Raw genomic sequence first — 25154 nt, 5'->3', positions numbered from 1 at the left:
TGGTGATGAAGGATTTGATTTTTACTACTAGATTTAATGAACAATTAATTTAACACAATTGATTAATGATTTCTTTCAACATCTGATTGTTCATCTAATTGAATTACAAGATGATCGATTGTATTTCCACTAATGGATAAGTAATATTTTTCATCATTTGTATAATACAGGGAGATGGGAGGATCAATTGTGATTTTGTTTCTTTGACTTGGGTCAACAAAAACCGCGATTTCAAAGGTCGTTTTTTGCCCGGACACGAAATCCGATGAATTAAAATAAAATGGAATCAATTCCCCTTTTTTCATTGCTGTTCCATCTGCGTTCACCACAACTTGCGTTCGGATATCATTCCTGCTTTTATGCCACGTTAATTCCACACTGTAAAAATCAAAGGCTGAATTGTTTTTTATATATAATGCCATTGGAGGCTTATTGTACATGTTACTACAGCCTAATGTAAAACTAATAAGACTCATTAAAAGAAGCATCCGAAATATTTTTTTCATCACAATCACTCACTTTCACATGAAATAGAAAAAATGAGTAGGTAGCACGTTTCATTGATGGAATTTTTATCCAAATTACGATTTAATCCCGTCTTCCTTTGAGCATTTTCTATTTTCCGGTCTTTTCTTCTACTTCCTTGTCACTTCGATATTCCAATAAATCTCCCGGTTGACAATCTAACACTTCACATAGCTTCTCTAAAGTGGAAAAACGAATCGCCCTTGCTTTTCCGTTTTTTAAAATCGAAAGGTTCGCCATCGTAATTCCGACTTTTTCCGACAGCTCCGTTACACTCATTTTTCGTTTCGCTAACATCACATCAATATTTACAATAATCGCCACATTCCCACCTCAAATCGTTAATTCATTTTCCGTTTTTATTTTTATTGCATTATGTAAAAGTTCTTGTAAAACAGCAGCAAACACCGAAATAACGATGCATGTAAAAAGAATGACGACGCCTAAGATGAAAATACTAGGATGCAATGCATTTTGAGTGCCTAGAAAAATCATGCCCAAAATGTACATCACACCGATCGTTGCTGCACAATATTTAATGAATCGTAATGCAATCACTGCCCCTTCAGAAAAGGCATTATTTTGTTTGATTAAATTTAATAGGTTGTATGCCTGGTACAACGCAAGGTAAAACGGAACGGTCGTCAAATACATACCAATCAATACCGGGTATTTTAAATAAGCATACTCTGGAAAATCATGGGCCACTTTATTTGCTAAATATGGTAATACAAAAGCAGACAGAAGCAAAACGACAGTACCAATTCCATAAACGGTAACTTTTAAAAAATTAATTTTCCTCGCGATTTTCATTTTCTCAACACCCCAACTTTTATTTTCAAACTTATTATAGTACGTAATTTATCGTTTTTCAATAATTTTTTATTTAATTTCGATAAACACCAGTTTCATACCATTTAATTTTGGACGATTACACTATTTCATACGATCATCGTTCCAAATGTCCAATCTTTGGCAACTACATAATTTTGATTTGAAAAATACAGATAGAGTTTCATCAAAAAATACTTTCAACAATTTTCAATAGATCATTTAAGTATATTCGCTTTTAAGTCAAACCTTCTCGTTATTCTTAAATACCAAACCAACGAAATTCTTTCAAATGGCTTAGGTGGAGGAAATAAAAAATGCCACCAAAAATGTGGTGGCAACCTTCATCAACATTTTCTTGTATTTTTTTAAGCGGACTTTTCCATAAACTCGTCTTCTTCAGGCCTTACCCGTTTGACAAAGAAGGTAAGTACGAGGGCGACGAGGGCAATATAGACGGAAACTTGGAAGGAGAAATTTATTCCTTCTAACATCGCCGTATTCGCCGCTTCTGCCATTTTCGCAGGATCTCCGCCTGTTGACATGGCTAAGCTTTCCATTTCCGCTTCTGTTTTATTTTGCATAAGCGTTACTAAAAAGGCGGATCCGATGGCACCAGATACTTGTTGTAGTGTATTGTTCATCGCTGTTGCATGGGGATTCATACGCTGTGGCAATTGATTCAGTCCGTTTGTCATGACTGGCATCATCACCATCGACATTCCAAACATCCGCATACAATATATGAACATAATAAATCCGTAAGAAGTATCCATCGTTAAATTGCTAAATAAATACGTCGTATAAATTGTGATCGATAGTCCAATGACGGCGAGCATTCGTGCACCATATTTATCGAATAATCGCCCAGTGATCGGCGACATAATACCCATAATAATTGCCCCAGGAAGCATCAACAATCCTGAGTCGAAGGGAGAAATCCCCCGGATCGTTTGAATATAGATCGGCATAAGAAGCATGGCGGAAAACATCGCCATCGAAATCACAATGGAAATTGCTGACGATAAAGCATACATCGGATATTTATAAATGCGAAATTCCAATAGTGGTTCTTTTAAAGTTAATTGGCGGACGATAAAGAGGGTAAGGCTAATGATTCCGACAACGATTGTTCCATACACGTACACCGAATCCCAACCTTTTTCTCCTGCAGAACTAAAACCGTATAAAATACCGCCAAAACCGATACTCGATAAAATTAGCGATAATACGTCTAACGATATTTCCTTTTGTGGCAAAACATTTTTTAATTTAAAAATGGCGAGCAAAAGCGTTAAAATGGCGATCGGAAATATAATATCAAACAACGTCCGCCATGAATAATGCTCGACGATCCAACCGGAAAGGGTCGGCCCAATGGCTGGGGCAGTAATCATGACAAGACCAAAAACCCCCATCGCTGCTCCCCTTTTTTCAACTGGAAAGGATACGAGCATTACATTCATTAATAGTGGTGCCATAATGGCTGCTCCTGAAGCTTGCAACAATCTTGCAATTAATAAAACGGCAAAAGTCGGTGAAACGGATGCTAAAACAGATCCGATTGTAAACACAGACATTGCTGTAATATACAGTTGACGATTCGTAAATTTTTGCATGAGAAAGGCACTTGCAGGAATTAAAATACCATTTACGAGCATATAGCCCGTTGATAACCATTGAACCGTTGATGCGGAAACCTCAAAATCCTTCATGATTGATGGCAAAGCGATATTTAAAAACGTTTCATTCATAAAGGATACAAAGGCACCAATAAATAATATCGCGATCATCCCATAGGGTGGTTTATCCATAATTTTTTGTTGAGTCAAAATATGCGCCTCCTAGTTATACCTAGTGTATATTTTTTTATACTATTGTTATAAATACTATAATAATATATACTGATATTGTAAAAAAATCAACAATAAATGTTGAATCGAAAAAGGTGTGCATTCATTTGAATGATCGAAAAAAACATGTAATGGAAATTGCGCATACTCTGTTTGTAGAAAAGGGATTTATGGAAACATCTGTACAAGAGATATTGGAAAAAAGTGGGATTTCAAAGGGGACATTTTACAATTATTTCCCTTCTAAAAAAGAACTGCTCATCAACATTTTCGAAAAGATTCAAGCGGAAACGGAAAGAAGACGAATCGAAGTATTGGCGGGTAAGAAAAAAAGCGATAAAAATGCCTTCATAAAACAAATTCAAGTCAAGATGGAAGTCGGCATGGAAAATAAACTCTTCGCTTTATTTAATAGCGTACTCCTTTCTGAGGATGAAGAGTTAAAAAAAATTGTCCAAAGGTACCATTTAGATGAACTAAAATGGTTACAACAGCGGATCGTCGATATTTTTGGACAACATGTACAACCGTATTCGTTGGACTTAGCCGTTTTATTTTACGGAATGTTGCACAATGCCCTTCACTTTTCCACCAATGCCGATGTAAAAATAGAGATTGATAAAATCATCACCTATATGTTGAATCGAATTGACAATATGGTTCCTTCTGTCATTGCTTCAAAGGAACAATTATTTGATATCCAACTTTTAACAAGGTTAAATTCGAAAACGTTATCAAAGCGAAGGCAAAAAATAGAAAAACTATTCCACAAAATTGACATCCTTTTATCCAATGCCAATGGTAAACAAAAGGAACTACTTTTGTTTCTTAAGGAAGAATTACAATCACCGGTTCCGAGAAAAGCTGTTATTCAAGCGGTTTTAAAAGAACTGGGGCAAAAAAAAGATTTGGAAATATTGGTATTCGATGTTATAGAGGAATAACAAAGTGACATACTCCCACCATCTTCGATTCGCTTAGAGGTGGGGGCTTCTCAGGTCATCCCATCTTATGATGCAAAAAAGAGACAACACATACCTACGCCGAACCGAAATTCATCTCCCACTTTCATGTCGTTCAAAAGTGGGAGACTTCTTTCGGAAAAATGTTAAACAAATTCCTAGATTTGTTTTAATCGTTGTTTAATACTCTTCAAGTTTTTCAATTGGAATCTCATACTTTACTTCCGAAAAGTTTTCGATGATCCGTTCTTCATTTATTTGTTTACCTGTTTTTTTATCGTATGTTTTTCTCCATATTTCATTTTGTCGAAAAAATTTGTCATTTTCTTTTAAAAATTTATGGTTTCTTTCTTCGATATGATAGGAATACGGCCACTCTTTATTCGTATAAATCGCTCCCTTTAAATGTTGATCCGAAACCCAAACTTTGATTTGGAAATCTTGATTTGTAGGATTATAAAATCGTAAGTCAACGTAATTGTAAAATACGCTAGCACCGCTACCAAAGGGGAGAACACGACCTGAATCTGGAAAGGGATCAAAACTATGATGATGCCGTTCAATCACTTCAAGGGGTGTGTGAAGGGCCATCCAATATAGCAAATTTGCTAACTGACAAATCCCACCACCAACCCCGGTAATGACTTCCCCTTTCGATAACAACATTCCTTCGATATACCCCCTTTTTCCTAGTTGTTTTTCCAACTAACTTCCAAAAGGAACACATTTGCCCAGGTCGAATAACTATTCCATCGATTTGTTGAACGGCAATTTTTAAATTGGTAATCTTATTTTCTTGCAATTTCGGATCGCTGTCACCTAATTTCCTTCGTAACAATGACTGGTGCTTTTTACATCGATAAGGAAGTGTATCTGAAATAACGTCTTTTGCAAATTTTTTTCGATCTTTCCAATTCATGATACCTCGAAACAGACGCTTTTGAGCGATTCTCGTATGATAGATGATCGGATGAATTTCACTTAATCTTATTTTTCCAACCCCCATGAACAAAAAAGCATCAAAAAGAAAACACCTAAAATGTTGAATCTTAGGTGCGTGTAGTCATGTTGCGTTGTAACTGTATTCATCGTCTTTCCATTTCGACAGGATCTTCCCAATGATAAACGGTCTCTTGGAAATGATAAATCTCAATTTCCACATCGTAGTATTCATCATCTTCAAACATGATACAACTGAACTTTGTTTGATTATACCCATACGTTTCATCGATGATTTCCAATCGATTCATTTTTATATCCTCGGCAAGTTTCGAAAACGGGACATCTTTTCTTTCCTCCCCTAGGTAATAGTATACATGACTAAAATCAAAATCAATTCCAGAAATGGTCACCGTTGCTTTTCCCGTCCAGTATGAATCGTTTTTTTCCACATTTATAAATCCATCTTGAAATTCAAAAATCAGCACCCCATCGATTAATTTTGATGTGGCCGGTTGTACCCTTAATTTCGTCACAATTGCATCATGCAAACTAATGGGCAAAATAATATTTGGTTTCGTATACGAATGCATCTGGTCCTCCTCGTATCTCCAAATAATATATTGGTTGAATCATATCCAAACGGCTATGTAAAGGCGTTCGGATTTTTAGCCAAAACAGTCCGGTTTATTTCAATTCCAACAGTGCCTTTTTCAATTGATTCATTTCTGCTCCCGTCAACGTAATTCCTTTTCCCATTTTTTCGTGATTCGGTGCCCAATCCCGAATATCATATTTTGGCTGGCGACCGTTCCATGAGATTAGATTTATTTCCTTTGTCCATCCTTTCGCCGATTCCGAAAGAACCGCAATATGTTCGATAATTTCAAACTGAAGATCTGCCAACGTTTCCTACCTCCTCAAGTTCCCGTTAATCCTTTCATCTTTAACTGATTTTTATTGTAAACGAAAAGATACCCCTTTTTCTATCTTTCATTCAAAAACTGAACCATCTTGAACGTTATCTAAGTCAAAAATGCTTTCTTTCTATTGTTTAGGTGAACGATTGAGTACATTGCGATTGCAACATTCTCCATTTCCCATGTTTTAGTGCCTTATACTTTCATAGAATTATTTCCGTTGCCATTCAGGATGGTTACTCACCGACCATCCCATCCTGATCCGCATCGTACATATAAGGGTATAACCAATGGTCACTAGTGATTGGCATACTGAAACCTGCTTCTTTCGCTTCTTTAATTGTCACCTTCCCATCCCCATTAGTATCAACTCGAGAAAGATCACCATTCGTGTTTAAATTCGAGGAATCAGTTGACGTATTTCCCGTTAAGTTGAGGGATGCGTTCACTTTATCAGGATCCACATTTTCAAAAATATCGACGATTGTATTTCCATTTATCGTATATGTATACTGATAACTGGAAGGAATTTGCGTTTCCGTATTTGGATATGTAATAATGGCTTCGAAATTCGTTGCGCCACCTGCTTTTCGGATTGCATCCTCCATATAAGCTTGATCCCCGTGTCGATTAAGTGTACTATTTTGTGGTGTAATATTATACGCATTTGATACGCCACCAAGGGAATCAGCAATGATATGCCCCTCGTCTAAATCCTCCCTTTCAACACCCGGAACCTTTGCCTCATCGGGGTAGTATCTGCCAGATGGTAATACAGGTTCGTTCTCTTCATCTTGTAAAATAATTTTGTCCGCAACTACCCGTACGAGTTGCCCATATTCATTTGTAAATGCCCAATATTCACGGTCACCGTAACCAATATCAACAACGACATTCGGTTCACGATGACCAGATAATTCCCCACCATCAACTTCAATTAATGTATACCCCTCGAACAAGTCATTAATCGATTCCTGTACTGTTTCCTCTCCTGTTGATTCATCCGTCGAAATCGATTTTTCCCCATCATTTTCATTTGTGTGAACTGTTGTGACTTCATCGGATTCTGTTTTTTCACTCATAATGGATGCATCTTCTACATTCGCACATCCAACAATAAAGATCGTGGTGAAAAGTAAAACGAAACGGGCTATGTATTTTCTCATCTTAAGACCCTCCTATGCTGTTTCATGATGTTTACGTTAAAAAGCGGTTAATCCGTTATGTGACATACTCCCACCACTTACGCTTCGTTTAGAGGTGAGAGACTTCTTTCGGAAAGATGTTAAAAGCAAATAAAAAACAAAACAACAGTCCCCCCTTAAAAACTTAATAAAAATATGAAAAATGCAACCTCAAAATTTTCCCACCCCTTTCCATAGTATACAAGAATAGTTTATCAAACCAACACTTGTTTATCACTCTTTCCATATCCGTTCGAAAAATGTCGAACTATTTTACTATGTAGACGGAAAAATTCAAAATCCTTTTCACAATGAAAACCTATATCATCAATTTCGGCTATTCACTAATTTATTAAAAACGATAGTTAGTAAGGAATTTCAAGTCGGTTAACAATCGTCTATTTGTCTTTGCATTGTGATATAAATCCATTTAGATTTTTAAAAAATATGAGTTCCTACAAAAAACTAGGCATCATGAATAGATATATAGAATTTCTTTCCTAAGTATATTTGTGAATAACATTCGGGGAAGCAGACTGTAAAAATGAATTTCTGTAATCCACTTACAAGTTTAGAAGCAAAAATAAAGAGCAGAATTTTCAAGTAATCATTACTCCCTTTGTATGAAAATATATTCATCTAGAAATACCGTTACATTGTTTTCTTCTCCGCAGATTGGATAGGCAGTTTTTCATTACGTATCCAATAAAAGAAAACTTGGTTTTCGTATAATGATCATGAATAGTGAAAAAAATATCCTTGATTTGATATTATTCATCCAACTATTTTAAATATTTATTTTTTTCATGAACACTTATTTGTTCAACGGATAAGAATACATGTAACTTTCTCAAATATTCCCCTGTCCATTAAATTATACGTTTCAAATTTTACTGAAATATTCTACTATTTTTTTCTACTTTTTTTAGTACATATCGTTTTCAATATTTTTTCATCACTTGTTCAAATAACCTTTTGTTAAATTATATTAGCGTAATATAATTTCTAGATAGAAAAACAATCTTTGTTTCTTCATAAATATCGCAACTACCTTTTGATATTCGGAAACTCCAGCTGATGGATTAAATTGGGAAAGTCGATAAACGGGTTCCGATTACCTTGAATTTCATAAATTGCTTGATTTCGATGTTTTTCATAAAGATCAACAGGAAATTGATCATGCCAATTCACCAAAATCGGAAAATCAATTTGTTTTAAATATTTTTTTCTTATCGCCTTCGGATAGCGAAGTAAAAAATAAAACGTTGCCCTTGCCACCGCACCCTTTCCATATTCCGGTTCAAAGCGTTCGTCTTTTACGACCCCACAACGATTACGAATAATCTCATCCGGCGACTCCGGTTGATAAAAGGAAAAATCCGTATAAGGGTAATTGGCCCTCCTTACATTACATTCTGGATGGCATACAAATAAATGGTGCAAATCGCTTTTCATCGGTTGTTGCGCATGAAACCAAGATTGGGGAACGATATGCTCCGTATTATATTTTAAACGATAGTCAATGGTCTTTATTGTTTCTAGTAAAGACGATTCCTCCCTGTCCCTCCTTTCAAATAAATTTTGAAACTGTTCATATCGTTTTTGTAAAATATGATAGTCTTTTTCAATTAATTGATTCGGATCGTTCTTTTCATTTGAATAGATGCTTTTGACCGTTCCATCCGGCTGCAAATCTACCCAAGCATATAAATATTGATCTTTACTTATATAGTAAGGTAGTTGATTTTTATGGGTTTTTTTAACCAATTTATGATAATGGGAAAATGTAACCTTCCCTTTTTTCTCTATTTTCTTGATCGGTTTGTAATATAGGTGGATATCTCGCTCGTCTTTAACGGGATTATAATACAATGATGGATCACGGCAAATTTTTTCTTGATTTTGTAATAACATACGGAATAGACGACTAGGGTTATGAATTTTCCAGTCATGAAATTCCGGTATGTATTTCCCGTATGTTTTTCTTTTTCTTTTACTCATGACTTCCCCTCAATCTACTCGATTTTTTTGAATCCAATCAAACTTCACTTTTCTACGCTTCCATTCGTTTAAAATCAAATCTAATTCAAGTATAGCGTAAAATTTTGAATATATGTAAAATATCCTAACTAATTTTCATCAGTTCTCTGTGATTATCCGATGCAGTTTCTAATGGAAATTTTGGATCCGTCAAATTTACGGACAAGATTAAAAAAGCATCAAGGTTTTTATCCTTGACACTTTAATAAATATCGATAGATGGTTACCCTTTTTTCACCGCCCGTGTTGCATAAAATGTCGGTACATTATATTCGTGCAGTAGACCTGTTCCATTCGTATCTTCGTAAATATCCGTTAACACGAATCCCGCTTTTATTTGCCCACCGATTTGTTCTTCAATTGTATGGGAAAATTGAATCCCCCAATCATTTTTCATCGACTGTTCAAATTGTTGCTTATTTTTTAATGGGTTAAATGGTAATGGAGTAACGACCCTTGTTTCATCCTCATCAAAAATAAAATTAATCCCATTATCTAACCCAGCAAGCAAAATCCCGCCCTTTTTCAAAACTCGATAACATTCTTTCCATACGTGGTACACATCTTCAATATAACAATTGGACACAGGATGAAAAATCAAATCAAAGGACTCATCTTCAAATGGAAAGGGATCTGTCATATCCCCTCGAACGATTTTTATATCGTAATTTTCCCTTTCTGCCACTTCCTTTTCCCTTAACAACTGTTTTTCAGAATAATCCATTACGGTACAATTCGCACCTAATGCAGTAAAAATTGGCATTTGTTGCCCCCCACCGGATGCGAGACCTAAAATAGTTGCCCCTTTCATTTCACAAAACCATTCTTTCGGGACCGGCTTTGTTGGCGTTAATAGAACGAACCAATCGTTTCTTTTCACCTTCTCAAAAACTTCGTGGCTGATCGGTTGACCCCATTCCCAGCCATCTTCCACCCATCGGTCAATGACTTTTGCATTGATTTCCGTATATTTTTTGTCCAAAAAATTCACCTTCTTTGCAAAATAGTTAACGAATCGCACGAATTCCTTTTAACGTTTCTATAGTCGTCTCAATGAACGGTTTGAAAAAAACGTACAACAAATATCCGATCATTCCTCCAGTTGTATTCGTCACTAAATCCGTTGCATCACTTGATCGATAACCATTGATCAACGGTTGGAATAATTCAATACTTAAACTAAATAAGAACGTCCATAAAATACATGACCATATATTTTGTTTTTTTACAATGGGCAATAAAAAACCAAATGGGATCATCATTACCACATTAAGAACGATTTGCCGGAGTGCATCGCCCCGCCCTAAAATTAAATCCTCGAAAATGCGCATATGCATCGATGTATACGAATGATTGAATATATATGGTAACGATACGACAATCGGCATAAGTGTCACATACAATACGAGGGAAATATATACGTACATCAGGGTATTTACGATAAGGTGATCCATTCCCCGATCTTTCCATTTTCGAAAAAAGATCAAGAAATAGATGATTCCCAAAACAATAAAATCAACTTGAACCCCGCTCATACCATTCTCCTTTCAATTTTTCCAGCCCTCCATTCCGAAATAAAATACACACTCCCACCATTTGAAATCATATTTTCGGACAAATTAAGGTTTTAATCCCTGTAAAATTGTTTACTATGCACATTGTATAAGATATAGGAATATACGAGAATGGTATTTTATAACTTTTCTCTCAAACTTACCTGTTCATTTGACAGTTATCATTCTATTTATAACCAAATAAATAGAATTCGTTTAATATATCCTTTTCAATGATTTTGTAATCTCGAAATCGGTTTATTTTCTTTCGATAACAATCGTCATGGAATGAAATTTTTGGAAAAGAAAACTCCCCTTTGGTATTCAGATGATTGTCCGTTTACCAATAGGAGAGTTGTATAATCAATTATTCCATATCAAATGCCCAATTTCCTTTACGCATAATCGGCTCCGTCTTTCCATCTTTTGTAATACCATCAATATCTAAATCAGCGGACCCCACCATAAAGTCTTCATGGGTAATACTTACATTAAGTCCTCTTTCCTTTAGTTCTTCTTCCGACAAGTTCGCACAGCCTTCAACAGTTGTCGGATATGCTTCTCCTAATGCCAAATGGCAAGATGCATTTTCATCATATAAAGTATTGTAGAAAATTAGACCCGATTCGGAAATTGGAGAATTATGAGGAACGAGTGCCACTTCCCCGAGCCGTTTCGAACCTTCATCTGTTTCGAGTAAATGCTTTAATGTTTCGTATCCTACTTCCGCTTGAAAATCGACTACGACGCCATCTTTAAATGTTAAAGAAAAACGATCGATTAAATTTCCGTTATAATTTAACGGTTTCGTATTTGTAACCGTTCCATTTACGCCATCTCTGTGAGGTGCCGTATACACTTCTTCAGTCGGAATATTCGGATTAAATACCGCACCAGTTTCAGCTTTAGCCGAACCCCCGCTCCAAATATGGTTTTCCGGAAGTTCAATCTCCAAGTTTGTTCCCGGTGCCTTATAAACAAGTTTTTTATACTGTTTTTTATTTAATATGTCCTGTGCTTTACGGAGGCTTGCATTATGTTTATTCCATGCTTCGATTGGATCCTCTTTATCGACACGAGTTATCCGGAAAATTTGTTCCCAAAGCTTCTCTACGGCTTCTTCTTCCGAATGATCCGGGAAGATTTTTGCTGCCCACGATTTTGTCGGTATAGAAACAAGGGACCACTGTACACGGTCATTCATCATATAACTTCGATACGTTTTTAATGCTTCCCCGGCTGCTTTGTTGGCTGTAGCTACCCGTTTTGGATCGATGCCTTTCAATAATTCAGGATTTGGTGCATATACCGATAAAACAGCCCCGCCCTTTTCCACGTGGCTATTTAACATTTGCACTCTCCACTCTGGAAAATTTTCTAAAACATGCATCGGTTCCCGTTCAAATTTCATTCGAGTTAGAACCTCGTCATTCCACTCGACGCGAACATCTTCCGCTCCAGCATTATAAGCTTCTTCCACTAATAAATGGGCGAATTCCGCTCCTTCAATCGGGCAATTAATGATTAACGGTTGTCCCTTTTGAATGTTCACACCGACTTGAATCGCCAACTTAGCATATTTTCTTAAATTTTCTTGGTGCATTTTTGAATCCTCCTTTTTCAGCTAACTGATTCTATTATTTCAAAAAATGATTTGAAATACAAAATGTTTTTTATAAATTATTCATCTTTTCAGAAACCTATTTTCTTCTCTCAAATTTCAAGAGAGACAAAACCTAATTTTTCTACGTAATCTCTATGAAAATAGCACATTCCTTTCAATTGGAAGCGGAAAATCTTTTTGCATGATTTTTCAAATATACGATTGAAGGAAATCTTATAGTTTTGGATGAAATGAATCAACTTTTATTTTCAAAAAAACATTGTCGAATGACACACGTTTTTTGTGATAAAATAACAGGAAAGAATGGAGGTTTATTATATGCAAGTGAAAATTAACCGAAACGCAGCAAAAATAATGAAGAAAATGCTAAATGATGAGGAATCGGAAGGAAAAATGCTCCGAGTAATCGTCACAGAAGTTCATGGAGATCACGCCCATTATGCACTGCAGTTTGATCATCCAACCGAACATGATGAAATCGTAAAAACGGATAAAGGAATCGATCTCTTATTAGATAAACGGGATGCGGAATATCTCGATGGCGTTTGGATTCAATTCTTTTACGTTCCTGAGGAAGGATTTGTTATTACCAACCCGAAAAAAGGATTTACTGGACATCATCATCATTGAATGATTCCATGGTAGAAAATAAAGCAGGGAATTCCTTTTCCTGCTTTTTCTAATGGGTTCTTCTAATTGGAAATCATTCTTTTCTAATGTACACCCATAATTTCTAAAATATGTGCTCATTTATTTACCTTTTTCCTTCTGTTTACATTGGATAAGATACTTGCCTCATCTATGTTTATCGGTAGTTATAAGAAGATTTTATACAAAGATCATGTTGAATACGTGAAAACATATGTATCAAATCCCTTCAATATAGAGCGTGGAGAGGGGAAATTTTTATTTCCTTAATTCTTAAGAAAAGATTCATAGGTTAATCATAATATGAATCAAAGTTTTGCTTACATCCCTTACAATTCGAATTCCCCACTCCAACAAAAGGGACAATTTTCAAGTAAGCATTTTCCATCCATTTTAATACCATCTTTTTCCACTTTTGGTTACACACCCAATTAAACGGTTGAATGAAAAGGAAATTGTCTTCAAAATGAATTTTTGTGTGGCCCACCACCGATTCCAAACAAACACGAGTCCCTCCCCTATCCTTGCCATCTCAATTGTTCACTTTCCTTAAAAGGGGAAATCTCATTTTAACAATAAATTCGGGTTTTATGACATTGTTGACATACCGTTGAGATGACTGGGTTACTATAGGCAATTTTTCCACAGCTGAATTCGACTCTCGCTACATTCCGAACGAAGCAATCCTTTCTTTTTACAATGACTTTAAATGAAATCGTCACCGTATCTCCTACAGGAATATCGGGTAGTGAGACACCATATCTAGGATTGACGCCTGGAAAATGAACGTTATCAATGTATAGACTATCGGGAAAAAACTCGCTTCCTGCCGGGATATCGTCAAAGAATACGACGTGATCTGCCGGGGTGACTCCATTATTTGTGATCGTAATGGTAAAGGTGAGCACATCCCCTTTTGTGGCAAAGGTTTTATCCACCGATTTCTGGATGTCAAGAAGAGCATCTCCGACATCGATTTGTACACCTAAAGCATTCGGCATATAGGCGTCTCCCGTTGAAGTAAACCGGAATGTAGCCGTTGAATGGTTATTCGGTAATAAATTCATTCCACTTACATTTGTAATATCCCACCCTTGGCGTCCAGCTACAATATTTGTTTGCGTAAAAGGATCTTGATTTCGATTACCGAATGTTCCGGTCGTGTCCAGATTCCCAGAATCATCATTCATTTGTGAACCGAAGAAATTTCCCACAGGATTATTTGGACCGGAAAGCGGAGTCAGTGAAAAGACGTCCGGACCAAATAGCACTTGGTCAGCAGGAATATTTGCGTCCCCTTCCTGGGCGGAAATGAGTAGACGTGCATCCACATCTCCGGCAGGTGGTGTCGTAAAACCAGTAACCGTAATATCAATGATGGGATTTAATGGATTAATGACAATTCCATCTGCTCCGACAAATAAGTTCATCGATCGGGTCGGAAGGGAAGGATTTTCATAAACAACCGCTAAAGTCCAACCGGCATGATTTGTATTTGCAGATGATGCTACTAGAGGGTCAACTAGTCCAGGCACTCCAGAGACAGTATAGGTTCCTGGTCCGGCCGCTTGAACGATCGATGTTACTTCATTGGATCGCATATAAAAACCTCTTGTGATTGGGGGATTGCCAAAGGTGAAGGTTGGCTGATTACTTGTTACAGGATCCGGGGCAATAACTGTACTCGTTGAAGTCGGATCTGTTAAAGTGACGGGAGTATCAAGTAATAGTGAGATGTCCTGATCTCTTGTAAGAAAATTCCCACCCCAAATCAGTTCTGCATATAAAACCGTACTTCCACTTGGAATAACGAGTTGGGCACTGGAACTATTCAATAGATAACTCAAAGTCGTTCCTGGCGGGAAAGTGGGAACTTGAAGTAAATTATTTGTTGTTGTGAAAGCTCCGATACTTCCACTTGTTCCCGCTTCATTTGTATCAGCTAGCTGACTTAAACCGAGCGTATTTCCTGTAAACGTCATTGCACCACAAGTTATTACAGAATGTCGATTTACAAAAGCCATACCCAACACCTCTTCCTATTCCGAGATTTAACCATTTTTTTCCACTTCGCATAAAACAGGATATTGAATGGTTAAACAATAGCGACCAGAACAAGTTTCCTTTTTCCCGCTCTGAATACATTGAATTTCAATCGTTTCAATCCCATTTACCGTTACCGATTTTGACTGTCCCCACTGGTTGACCGTTAATAGTGGGGTTAACCTGCCGTTTATTTTCCCACGAATATTGATTGTACAATCACTTCCATTAAATACAACTAATGAACCACTTAATTTCGATGGAATCCCAAGTGCACTCCAATATTCAACCCAGCTTCCATCACACGGTTGTTCAATATTTCCGCAAATTTCATTTTTAGCAAACTCACATCTTGAATCTGAAACGGGTGGTTTTGGTGGATGACAATCTTTACAACAATTGCAACAACATTTCCTTTTTTTCATAATTTCGAGCTCTCCTCCCTTTTAAAAAAAGGCACCGCATTCGGGCGCCCATTTTTATTTTTCCCTTATGACTGATATGCAGTGTATTGTAAATCTGCTTCAAAAGAGCCCGAACAAAAGGCCGTCGGATCTGTTCCGGTACAAACTACCGTTACAGAAGATAACCGAGTAACGTCGATGGTGATGGAAGATTGCGGTGTAACCGTATAGCTAGGAAGTGCCGTCCCATCCTCTGAAACAGTAACCTCCATTGTACAATCGATAGACGTATTCACGACGGTAATAATACCACTCGGCAATTCTTGTGTGGGGGTGGAAGCGCTAGTATATATAGTAGTTACAGTCGTTCCATCACAAAGCGATTGGAACGGAGTGCATCGTTTAATCCCAATTAATTGTTTTTTCGGCAAAAAAATCACTGCCACAAGTTACGGGACAACAAAATGAACTTGAATTACACATAAACATTCCTCCTTTGTATTGATACAATATCTTACGACGTATATTGGAAGAATGATTGTACATTTGTTCTATTTTAAAAAATCAGCATGTAACCATTTTTATTTCACCATTTTTATAAGAATCGGCTTAGATGGTGAGAGTATACCACTCATTTGAAGTTATACAATGCTTGAGTGTATCCATTTTTAAGAGGTAATGAAAGAAAGATTGTCCTATTTTTTGAGCTTAAACACAATCCATTCTGCTTTTTTCCCTTCCTGTTTTCCATTTTATTGAGGAAAAAGAATCTCTTTAAAACTCTTCAAATATTTGCTAATTTGGAAATGGAAACTGTACCCATTCCTTAAAACACATATTGAATATTTTTTCTATGGAATGTACAGTGGAAAATAAAATCGGTCATTTTTATCTGATTTAATATTCATATAAGTAACAATGTTAATGAGTGTACTTTTTTAACGATAGTTATAAATATGGATGTTTATTATTTCACAAACTTATTTTTAAGGGGGAACAAAAATGAAAGCTGCAATTTTCCACGGTTTAGAAGATATTCGGGTTGAAGAAAAAGAAATTCGTCCGTTAAAAGAAAATGAGCTACTCATTCGCGTTAAAGCGTGTGGCATTTGCGGAACGGATATTCATATTTACCATGGGGAACAAGGATCTGCCCCTGTGACACCACCTGTTATTTTAGGACATGAATATGCAGGGGAAGTTGTAGAGATCGGCCCCGGTGTAAAAGATTTTTCCGTTGGTGATTACATAACTGTTGATCCGAATATGTTTTGTGGTACATGCGAATATTGCCGTTCAGATAAACCTTATTTATGCAATCATCTCACTGCCTTAGGGGTGAATTTAGATGGAGGTTTTGCCGAATATTCCATCGTTCCGACAACACAAGCGTATAAATTCCCAAAACATGTATCCTTTGAAGAGGCTGCGTTAACGGAACCTTTAGCATGTAGTTTACACGGTTCTGACTTAGCAGAAATTAAACCGGGGGATAAGGTGGCTATCATTGGTGCTGGTGCCATCGGCTTAATGATGACCCAATTGGCAAAAATTAGCGGCGCAAGCTATATTCTTGTCAGTGAGTTTTCGAAAGAAAGAAGGGAACTCGCCCTAGAACTCGGAGCAGATGCAGCTGTACATCCAGTTGAAGAAAAAATTGATGAAAATGCATTTGATGTCGTTATCGAATGTGCAGGAAAAATCGTTGCGATGGAAAGTGCTATTAAAATTGCGAAAAAAGGTGCAACGATCGTTTTATTCAGCGTTCCTTCACCCAATGCAGAATTAAAAGTAAAACCGTTTGAAATTTTCCAAAAGGAATTAACGATTAAAGGTTCATTCATCAATCCGTTTACACAAAAACGAGCATTAGATTTAATCGCATCGGGAAAAGTACAAGTAAAACCGTTAATTTCCCATGAATTTTCCATTGATAACATTCATAAAGGATTGGAAATGCAACGAAATCCGGAAGCAATAAAAGTAGTTGTAAAACCGTAATTCCAGAAGAAATAAACCTGCAAATTGGACGATTCGTTTCCAATACGCAGGTTTTTTGATTTTTCGAAATAATGTACGAAAGTGCGATCGGAATCCTGAGGGTTTCCTCGAATTCTTGAAAGTTTTCCCCGAATTACAATCCTTTTTCCTCGAATTCTTGAAAAGTTTCCCCGAATTACGAGCCCTTTTCCTCGAATTCCTAAACGTTCCCCAGAATTTTAGCTGCATTTTCTCGAATTTTTTATATTTTCCTCTAATCACGGAACAATTCCCCCGAATTACGAACCAATTTCCCCGAATTCCAAGCGAATTTACTCAAATTCCAAAACGTTCCCCAGAATTTCAGTTGCATTTCCTCGAAATCTTTTACATTTTCTTCGAATTACGGGCCAATTCCCTCGAATTACCGATCGTTTTCCCCGATTTACGAACCAATTCCCCCGAATTCCCGATCGTTTTCCCCGAAATACGAACCCATTTCCCCCGAATTCCAGCGCCCTTCCCAAAATTCAACAACTAAATTTACCCAATTCAATAGAAATTTTCCAAGTTTTAAATGAATCTCTATGGATTCAAAGAAATTTTCCGGGAATTTCAAATCTGTTTTGCTCAAAATAAATAACAAATCTCCAAAAAAAATTGCCCGAATTCCAGAGATTAACCAGAAAATACGGTTTTCTCTCAGGAATTCGCGCAAAAAATGTACAAATGCTACTAATTTTATTATTCACTTATCCTGAAATGTCCAACGATATCATCCCTTTTTTCCAAAACATCTTCTTCATAAAATCTTTGATAGGGACTTCCATGATGGATTAGAAAAGGTACACCATTTTTATTTCTTTTATCCGAAACAATTCCGATATGGTTTTCAAAAATAACGATATCTCCTCCTTGCCACGCCTCTATCTCGTTTACATCCGTTGTTAACGAAATCGCATTGTGCTCAAAAAATACTTTCAGATTAGTCACCCTTCGAAAATCGATCCGCTCATCGATGATATCAATATTGTAATCCTCTTTGTTTGCTAAAATATCTTCGTTTACAAGCTCCATCAAATCATACCCGGCACCCAATAGACCGAATGCAACGACGTCCGTACAAACCCCGTATTCATCATCCGGATATCCGCTTGCATAATACTTACTTTTATATTTCGGTTTTGTTTCGATATATTCCCTTACACTTTTTAGAATATCAGTTTGATCATCAACACCATCGCCATCTTGGTCGACGTGACTGTTAAACGTCTCGATGTGGAAATCGTCATTTGTATATTTTTTGTGGGGGATATATTCCCATTCATACAAAACATAAAAAGCAAACCCTAATAAGATGAAAATACAAAACATCATCCACCATCTTTTTTTCAATCTTTTGACCTTCCTTCGAAAAAGCTTGAGAATAAGGAATAAAATTGGTTCTAATCAGTTTTTCTATTGGATTCCCCGGCAAAAAATATTAACAAATTCCTCCACATATTCAAGAAAATATTTTTTTTCAAAATTACCTCCTGCTAATAAATGAAATGCTCCGGTGATCGAGGTTAAAAAAATATTGGCTGCTTTCTCTGGTGAAACAGAAATCTCATTGTTATCGTAATAAGTTTGAAACACTGGCACGATGGCTTGATACGAAGGATCCTTCAATATATTAAATTTTCTTTCCTTTAAAAAATCCACCTTTTCCTTTTGCCGCATTAAAATAATATCGATATTTTCAACTAAATTATTTGCAACGGCATTAGCGATTTGTAAACAATCTTCATAAATATTTGTATAGGATAACTTTTTCACAAGCGGCGATAAATCCAATGTTTGGTAAAATTCATCGAGTAAAGTATGATATAAGATTTCTTTTTGGGGGAAATATTTAAACAGTGTTACTTCGCTTATGTTAGAGGCTTCCGCAATTTGTTTCGTTCGAACACCTTCATATCCATTTTGGGCAAACAATTTTGCCGCACTTTTAAGAATCCGAGTTCGCGTGTCTTTTAGCATAACTGATCCCCCTATCACGAACGTGAATAAGACTCATCATATGATTTTAAACGGGTGTAGCTTAGATATAATGGAATCACAGAACAGATCACTGCCAAAATATCTGTTACCGGTTGTGCCAACCATGCTCCTGTTAAACCATAATGGGATGGAAGAATCATCGCAAGTGGAATCAAAAAGACAAAAGGACGAAGGATTCCGATAATAAATGCTATCTTCCCCTTTGCAATCGCTTGAAAATATCCGATACCCACAATATTTATTCCTAATATCGGGATTGACAGCATGAATAGGCGTAAAGCTGGTATCGCTACTTCCATCGTACTAGAGCTTTGTTTTATAAACAAGCCCATAAAAAACGAAGGAAAACATTCATACAATATAAAAATGATCGAAGCAAAACTAATCGTTACCAGTAACCCGAGTTTCAACGTTTGACATACCCGATGATAAAGATTTGCACCATAGTTATACCCAATAATAGGTTGTACCGCTTGCGTGATCCCATCGGTCGGCATAATAAAAAATGTAAACAAGCTGTTAATCGCCCCCATCGCAGTAATTGCCGCATCTCCACCATATTTTTCTAAAACGTTATTTAAAAGAAGTGCAGAAAAACTCGCCCCTAAAACGGAAACGAAGGCAGAGAAACCAATGGTAATCATATGACCGACTAAAGGTATGTCAAGGGAAAAACTAGATTTTGTTAGTTTTACCACTGACTTGCCGCGTAAATAAAAGAACAATAAGATCAAACAACCAGAAGCCTGCCCGATAATCGTTGCATAGGCTGCACCTTCTACACCGAGCTTCAAGATGGATATGAAAATATAATCCAAAAAGATATTCGTTCCTGCACTCACTAACATGGCAATTAACGACAGGCGCGGATGATTTTCCGTGCGAACAAAACTTGATAAGGTAAAAGAAAACATTTGAAACACATTACCAAATAAAATGATTTGAAAATATGAAAATGCATAATTCAAAACTTCAGGATTTGTACCACCAGATAGGACGAGTAATGGTTTTGCAAAAATAACACCGAAGAAAAGAATAATAAGTGTAAAAAACATGGCCAGTTGTAACGTTACAGCAAATATATGGGATGCCCGTTTTATATTTTTTTGACCAAGGGCAATTGAAAAAAGAGAAGCTCCTCCAATACCAACTAGGTTTGTAATTGAAAATAAAATAAGCATTAACGGAAAGGCTACCGTCAATCCGGCAAAGGCCGCTTCACCTGCATAATGACTAATAAACATTCGGTCAACCACATTATATATGGCGTTAACAACCATCGCAATGATTGCCGGTATTGAATAATGAACGAGTAGACTTCCGATCGGCTTTTCAGCAAGTTCATGGGATGTATGCAAAGAAAATCCTTCCTTCCAATTATTAATTAAGTACTTACTTAATTTAGTATAAAAAAAGTAAATCCTTCAGTCAATCTTTTAATCAATATGCTTGATTCAGTCATTTAAAAATCAAAATCAAATAGATTAAGCAAAATAAAAAACTGCCGAAAAAGCAAATCGACAGTTCCGTTGATGAATGGTTTGTTGGGGATATTTTTCCAATTTTCAGTAGACATGCCGGGTTCATGGCTTGTACCAATATGGAAATTCCATAAAACTTTTTCCCATTTTCCTAAGATTTTTCCGTAAATCGTTTAAAAAACAGGCTACATTTTCATACCAAATATCGCACCTGAAATATACGGGATCAACCAAATGATCCAAACAATGATACTGAATTTATGGAAATTATCTCTTTTCACACTATCGTTTTGTACTAGAACGATGGAAGCCCAGATTACGTGAAAGAGCATGAGCATAAGTGCAATCATTCCCGTGACGGCATGAAATTGAAACGAAAATCCGCCCCCTGCGATTTTACCCATTAACACGGTTCCAAGCGTATCAAAAATAATCCCCATCCAAAACATACTTAAATGCCATTTTTTTAACGTTCCCTGGATCTTTTCACTCCAAACGCCGATGGAATAAAAAATCAGTGCAAGGGAAATGAATATGATCGCATACACCAGCATGCCACTCACCCACTTTTATTTTTAATTTGGAATAAAGGTCTCCTTAACATACATGGAAAATCAAAATCATTCAAGTTTTTTTAGACGAATCGTTTATTCGCATCGGTTTGGAGGATCACTCTTTACACTTCTCCAATTGAAGATTTGATAATTATCCACGTCTACCAACACGTTTCATGAATCTTTTTTTCGAATCATAAACATATCCTATTTTCCGTTTCGTTTAAGATCCTGTACTTTGATATTTCCGCATACCTTGATTCCAAACGAGTAATGCGACACAAAATGCAACCGGCCCTGCTATCAAAGTCATATACACATACAACGAATGTTCGGCATTGATCAACAGGCTTACTGGAAAATATCCGCAAAAAGCAAATGGAATGAGGATTAATATTTTTTGTAACCATTTTGGATAAATCGATATCGGGTATTGGATGAGTTCATCTAATCGCCATATGATAAAATTCACTGTACGTGTTTCCATTATCCAAAAAGATAATGCGTTGACAACTAGATGAATAGCAGAAAACGCTAAAACACTAGAAAATAAAAATCCGCAAAACAATAGGCTCATTTTTACGTCGAATAAAATTTCAAATTTGTATAAACAAACGAACGTAAGGAAGAAGCTAAATAATAGTTCACCGATTGTGTCCGGATCAATTTTTTCAAATAAAAGTTGAAACAATGCACTAATTGGTCGGGTCAAATAAAGATCAAAACTTCCATCAATCACTTTTGTGCTTAAAGACATCATATTGAACATAAATGTATCCCAAATCGCTCTTGCTAAAGAAGTATAAGCAAACAAAAACACAACTTCCCAATACGTCCAACCACCGATTTCCTCTACATAGTTAAATAGAATAAATAAGGAAAAGAATAAAGCCCCGGTTGACAAAATAAAACCGAAAGAACCGATTAGAAAATCCATTCGATATACAAAAAGGGATTTAAATGCGAGTTTTACATAATGATAGTACAGTGTCATATATCTTTTCATTTACTATCCCCCTTGAATGACCGCTCTTCTTAATGCATATCTCAACAAAAAATGATTCAGACTACTGAAAATGAATAGCCAACACACTTGAACCAAAATCGGATGATCGATGAAATGATCTATATTTGAAATCCATGTTAACGGGGTAAAATAAATACTTTGGAATGGACTGTATATAGCGATCATTTGAAAAAACGTCGGATATAAAGAGACTGGAATTAAACTTCCACCGAAAATCATTAACAACGCTTCATAAAATTCCCTTACCCCCCAAACATTTCCAAACCAAATGGAAAAAACACCGATCATAAAGCTCATCTGAAAAGCTATCAAATAGGACAAGGTAAATGATAAACCAAATAACAAAAATTGATCTATATTGACTTTTATCACCGGAATATCAAGAAATAGAATACTAAGTAAAATACTTGGCACTAGGATAAAAATGCTGTTAAATAATAGCTTTCCAAATTCATAACAAAGGGCCGAAACTTGAATATGAACAGGTCTCAATAAATCGACAGAAATCGTCCCTTTTAATATTTTTTGGGAAATAAAGCTCGTTGTGCCATTCCCGGGAATAATAAATACGAGAAGTCGACTAAAAATAACGTAAAGCATTATGGAATTTACTTCTATCCCATTCAATAGCGATTCGTTATTGTTTCCTATGTTTTTCCATAAAAAATACTGGATGGAAACAAGGATGACTGCACCAAGGACCTGTAACCAAACATTCACTTTATATCTTAAAGAGATTTTAAATGAGGCGAGGAAATAGGCAAATCCTCTACTGATCCCAAACATGCTCAAAATCCTCTCTGAACATATTCTTAATAATTAAGGATAAATCCGGGTCCTTGAATGAAACAGATGTCACATTTTCTAATTTCGCTATCATCGCTAAGACATCCCGTTTGTCATATCTACTTTGGTCATAAATAAATTCCCATCCATCAATAAATTGTTCCGATAACGTAAAATCGTTCGGTAATTGGGGAACGTTATCGGAATCACTTTTTATCATGACCCTTTTCATATTCCCGTATTTTTTTATAAAGTTCGACACTGTCCCATCATATTTTAAAATACTTTTATCAATTAAAATCATTCGCTTACATAATTTTTCAACATCTTGTAAGTCATGCGTCGTTAATATAATGGTTGTATGAAATTGTTTATTGATATGCATGAGAAACTCGATAACCTTTTGTTTTGTTACAACATCCAATCCAATCGTCGGCTCATCTAAATAGACGATTTCTGGTTTAGGAATAAAGATCGAAACGATTTCCGCCTTCATCCGCTGTCCTAACGAAAGCATTCGGACAGGCTGGGATAATAAATCTTCTATTCCCATTGTTTCAATAAGATATCGAGACCACTCTATATATGTTTTTTTGTCCAAATTATAAATCACTCGTAACAGATCATATGAATCTTGTAACGGTAAATCCCACCACAAATTACTTCTTTGCCCCATCAGAACGCCTGTCATTTGCGCAAGCTGTTTTCGATATTGAAACGGGTCTTGACCTTTTACAGAAATATGGCCGCTTGTCGGCAATAATAATCCTGTCAATAGTTTTATTGTCGTCGACTTTCCGGCACCGTTTGGACCAATATAAGCGACAACCTCTCCTTCCGAAATTTCGAAACTAACATCTTTTAACGCAACTTTTTCAACGATATTTGGTTTCACGAGACTTTTAATTCCCTTAAAAAATCCCTTTTCACTCTTTGGAATCCGATACACTTTCGATACATTTTTTACACATATTATACGATTCATTGGAAACACCACTTTCTAACGAAAAACTATGTATCATCATTGGAATCTTTTGTAAGTAAACGTTCATTGTACAGTTTAATCAATCATTTTATTTTTCGCAATAATCAATCATTACTGTCCTTTTTATACCATTCTTCTTTATTTTTAAAACTTTTATTTGACAAAGCTTTTCACAATACCATTCGTGTGGAAACCAAATAAATTCGTTTCTCTGTTTGGTTGTGTATCAATTTCGTCCAAAAAAGCAAAGCAGGTTCCCCGTACAGAAATCGAATCAATAGGAGCGGACCAATCGGGTGTCAAGGATCCACAGACGTTTGTAAAGGGAGGTTTACTGGATGACAAAATATAAAGAACTTGTTTCTGAAAAAGAACGGCTACTTGCTTTTCCTTTGATTAATCAATTAAGAACGCATTTAAATGAAAATGATTACATGAGTCTTGTGAAAGAAGCCGTTGAAAAGGAAGGGTATCGACAATTTGGCTTATTCGAAAAAGATTAAATTGTTGCGGAAGAGGATGAGTCTTTAGAAGGAGCCGTCCGATTTTATGTGGATGATTCTTTTGGAAATCGATTGGAAATATTACAAAGATAAACATTTAAAATTGTATAAGTATTCCCATTCACATAGACACTTTGAAACAATACATAGCGTACAAACCTAACGAAAATTACTTGCATTTTATTAAAAAAGACGGTAAGAGGATTCTCCTTATCGTTTTTTTTCATTTCAGAAACGCGAATTTTTATTTGTTTTGGATTGAATTTTGT

The 25154-nt window shown here is 36.1% G+C and carries 25 protein-coding genes and 1 pseudogene; 4 read left to right on the top strand and 22 right to left on the bottom strand.

Features of this window, described 5'->3' with window-relative positions; genetic code table 11:
- Positions 1–62: 62 nt before the first annotated feature.
- The 4 genes from OE105_RS00665 to OE105_RS00650 all read right to left on the bottom strand — a co-directional run bounded on the left by OE105_RS00665 (position 63) and on the right by OE105_RS00650 (position 3170).
- Positions 63–506, bottom strand: a complete 444-nt coding sequence (locus OE105_RS00665; protein ID WP_275420818.1) for a hypothetical protein — start codon at positions 504–506, stop codon at positions 63–65.
- Positions 507–615: 109 nt separating this feature from the next.
- A complete protein-coding gene (locus OE105_RS00660) occupies positions 616–849 on the bottom strand; it encodes a helix-turn-helix domain-containing protein (RefSeq protein ID WP_275420817.1) in 234 nt (77 codons plus the stop codon).
- Positions 850–858: 9 nt separating this feature from the next.
- Positions 859–1338, bottom strand: a complete 480-nt coding sequence (locus OE105_RS00655) for a DUF2975 domain-containing protein (protein WP_275420816.1) — start codon at positions 1336–1338, stop codon at positions 859–861.
- 386 nt (positions 1339–1724) lie between these two features.
- Positions 1725–3170: a DHA2 family efflux MFS transporter permease subunit gene (locus tag OE105_RS00650; RefSeq protein WP_275422058.1), complete on the bottom strand. Its 1446-nt coding sequence runs from the start codon at positions 3168–3170 to the stop codon at positions 1725–1727.
- A 146-nt stretch (positions 3171–3316) separates the two neighbouring features.
- Between OE105_RS00650 and OE105_RS00645 the strand changes: the two genes are divergently transcribed.
- A complete protein-coding gene (locus tag OE105_RS00645) occupies positions 3317–4153 on the top strand; it encodes a TetR/AcrR family transcriptional regulator (RefSeq protein WP_275420815.1) in 837 nt (278 codons plus the stop codon).
- Positions 4154–4351: 198 nt separating this feature from the next.
- On the opposite strand, the pseudogene OE105_RS00640 reads toward OE105_RS00645, so the two are convergent.
- The 8 genes and pseudogenes from OE105_RS00640 to OE105_RS00605 form a co-directional block, all read right to left on the bottom strand.
- Positions 4352–5090, bottom strand: a pseudogene (locus OE105_RS00640) (VanW family protein).
- Positions 5091–5256: 166 nt separating this feature from the next.
- The gene (locus tag OE105_RS00635) at positions 5257–5703 is read right to left on the bottom strand and encodes a hypothetical protein (protein ID WP_275420814.1); all 447 of its coding nucleotides are present in this window, start codon (positions 5701–5703) and stop codon (positions 5257–5259) included.
- 94 nt (positions 5704–5797) lie between these two features.
- Entirely contained in the window at positions 5798–6016 is a 219-nt protein-coding gene (locus OE105_RS00630) for a YdbC family protein (protein WP_275420813.1), read from the bottom strand.
- Positions 6017–6266: 250 nt separating this feature from the next.
- Positions 6267–7196: a DNA/RNA non-specific endonuclease gene (locus OE105_RS00625; protein ID WP_275420812.1), complete on the bottom strand. Its 930-nt coding sequence runs from the start codon at positions 7194–7196 to the stop codon at positions 6267–6269.
- A gap of 1065 nt (positions 7197–8261) precedes the next feature.
- Positions 8262–9215: an endonuclease I family protein gene (locus OE105_RS00620; protein WP_275420811.1), complete on the bottom strand. Its 954-nt coding sequence runs from the start codon at positions 9213–9215 to the stop codon at positions 8262–8264.
- Between the two features lie 262 nt (positions 9216–9477).
- A complete protein-coding gene (locus OE105_RS00615) occupies positions 9478–10236 on the bottom strand; it encodes a class I SAM-dependent methyltransferase (protein ID WP_275420810.1) in 759 nt (252 codons plus the stop codon).
- A 25-nt stretch (positions 10237–10261) separates the two neighbouring features.
- Positions 10262–10789, bottom strand: a complete 528-nt coding sequence (locus OE105_RS00610) for a VanZ family protein (protein WP_275420809.1) — start codon at positions 10787–10789, stop codon at positions 10262–10264.
- 385 nt (positions 10790–11174) lie between these two features.
- Positions 11175–12410, bottom strand: a complete 1236-nt coding sequence (locus OE105_RS00605) for an aminopeptidase (RefSeq protein ID WP_275420808.1) — start codon at positions 12408–12410, stop codon at positions 11175–11177.
- Between the two features lie 339 nt (positions 12411–12749).
- Here OE105_RS00605 and OE105_RS00600 point away from each other — a divergent pair, with 339 nt between their 5' ends.
- Entirely contained in the window at positions 12750–13061 is a 312-nt protein-coding gene (locus OE105_RS00600; protein WP_275420807.1) for an iron-sulfur cluster assembly accessory protein, read from the top strand.
- A gap of 587 nt (positions 13062–13648) precedes the next feature.
- Here OE105_RS00600 and OE105_RS00595 read toward each other — a convergent pair.
- The 3 genes from OE105_RS00595 to OE105_RS00585 all read right to left on the bottom strand — a co-directional run bounded on the left by OE105_RS00595 (position 13649) and on the right by OE105_RS00585 (position 15957).
- Positions 13649–15103, bottom strand: coding sequence for a DUF11 domain-containing protein (locus OE105_RS00595; protein WP_275420806.1), 1455 nt, complete (start codon positions 15101–15103; stop codon positions 13649–13651).
- Positions 15104–15130: 27 nt separating this feature from the next.
- Positions 15131–15547, bottom strand: a complete 417-nt coding sequence (locus tag OE105_RS00590; protein ID WP_275420805.1) for an S-Ena type endospore appendage — start codon at positions 15545–15547, stop codon at positions 15131–15133.
- A 65-nt stretch (positions 15548–15612) separates the two neighbouring features.
- Complete coding sequence (locus OE105_RS00585) at positions 15613–15957, bottom strand: S-Ena type endospore appendage (protein ID WP_275420804.1); 345 nt, start codon at positions 15955–15957, stop codon at positions 15613–15615.
- Between the two features lie 571 nt (positions 15958–16528).
- On the opposite strand from OE105_RS00585, the gene OE105_RS00580 reads away from it, so the two are divergent.
- Positions 16529–17527 (top strand): zinc-dependent alcohol dehydrogenase family protein, encoded by a 999-nt coding sequence (locus OE105_RS00580; RefSeq protein WP_275420803.1) that lies wholly within the window; start codon positions 16529–16531, stop codon positions 17525–17527.
- A 723-nt stretch (positions 17528–18250) separates the two neighbouring features.
- Here the strand turns inward: OE105_RS00580 and OE105_RS00575 are convergent.
- The 7 genes from OE105_RS00575 to OE105_RS00545 all read right to left on the bottom strand — a co-directional run bounded on the left by OE105_RS00575 (position 18251) and on the right by OE105_RS00545 (position 24382).
- Positions 18251–18901, bottom strand: coding sequence for a DUF1287 domain-containing protein (locus OE105_RS00575; protein ID WP_275420802.1), 651 nt, complete (start codon positions 18899–18901; stop codon positions 18251–18253).
- 63 nt (positions 18902–18964) lie between these two features.
- Complete coding sequence (locus OE105_RS00570) at positions 18965–19528, bottom strand: TetR/AcrR family transcriptional regulator (RefSeq protein WP_275420801.1); 564 nt, start codon at positions 19526–19528, stop codon at positions 18965–18967.
- A 14-nt stretch (positions 19529–19542) separates the two neighbouring features.
- Positions 19543–20907, bottom strand: coding sequence for an MATE family efflux transporter (locus OE105_RS00565; protein WP_275420800.1), 1365 nt, complete (start codon positions 20905–20907; stop codon positions 19543–19545).
- 308 nt (positions 20908–21215) lie between these two features.
- Positions 21216–21584: an HsmA family protein gene (locus OE105_RS00560; RefSeq protein ID WP_275420799.1), complete on the bottom strand. Its 369-nt coding sequence runs from the start codon at positions 21582–21584 to the stop codon at positions 21216–21218.
- Positions 21585–21807: 223 nt separating this feature from the next.
- Entirely contained in the window at positions 21808–22590 is a 783-nt protein-coding gene (locus tag OE105_RS00555; protein ID WP_275420798.1) for an ABC transporter permease, read from the bottom strand.
- A gap of 3 nt (positions 22591–22593) precedes the next feature.
- The gene (locus OE105_RS00550; protein ID WP_275420797.1) at positions 22594–23397 is read right to left on the bottom strand and encodes an ABC transporter permease; all 804 of its coding nucleotides are present in this window, start codon (positions 23395–23397) and stop codon (positions 22594–22596) included.
- Positions 23381–24382 carry an ABC transporter ATP-binding protein gene (locus OE105_RS00545; protein ID WP_275420796.1) on the bottom strand — a complete coding sequence of 334 codons (1002 nt, stop codon included), beginning with the start codon at positions 24380–24382 and terminating at the stop codon, positions 23381–23383. The genes OE105_RS00550 and OE105_RS00545 overlap by 17 nt, the downstream gene beginning before the upstream one ends.
- Positions 24383–24720: 338 nt before the next feature.
- On the opposite strand from OE105_RS00545, the gene OE105_RS00540 reads away from it, so the two are divergent.
- A complete protein-coding gene (locus OE105_RS00540) occupies positions 24721–24885 on the top strand; it encodes a hypothetical protein (RefSeq protein WP_275420795.1) in 165 nt (54 codons plus the stop codon).
- Positions 24886–25154 lie beyond the last annotated feature (269 nt).

The organism is Fervidibacillus halotolerans (assembly GCF_026547205.1).
GTDB classification, from domain to species: Bacteria; Bacillota; Bacilli; order Bacillales; family Caldibacillaceae; genus Fervidibacillus; species Fervidibacillus halotolerans.
Note: the sequence above shows the minus strand (reverse complement) of the source record. Positions and strands in the feature narration are given on the sequence as shown.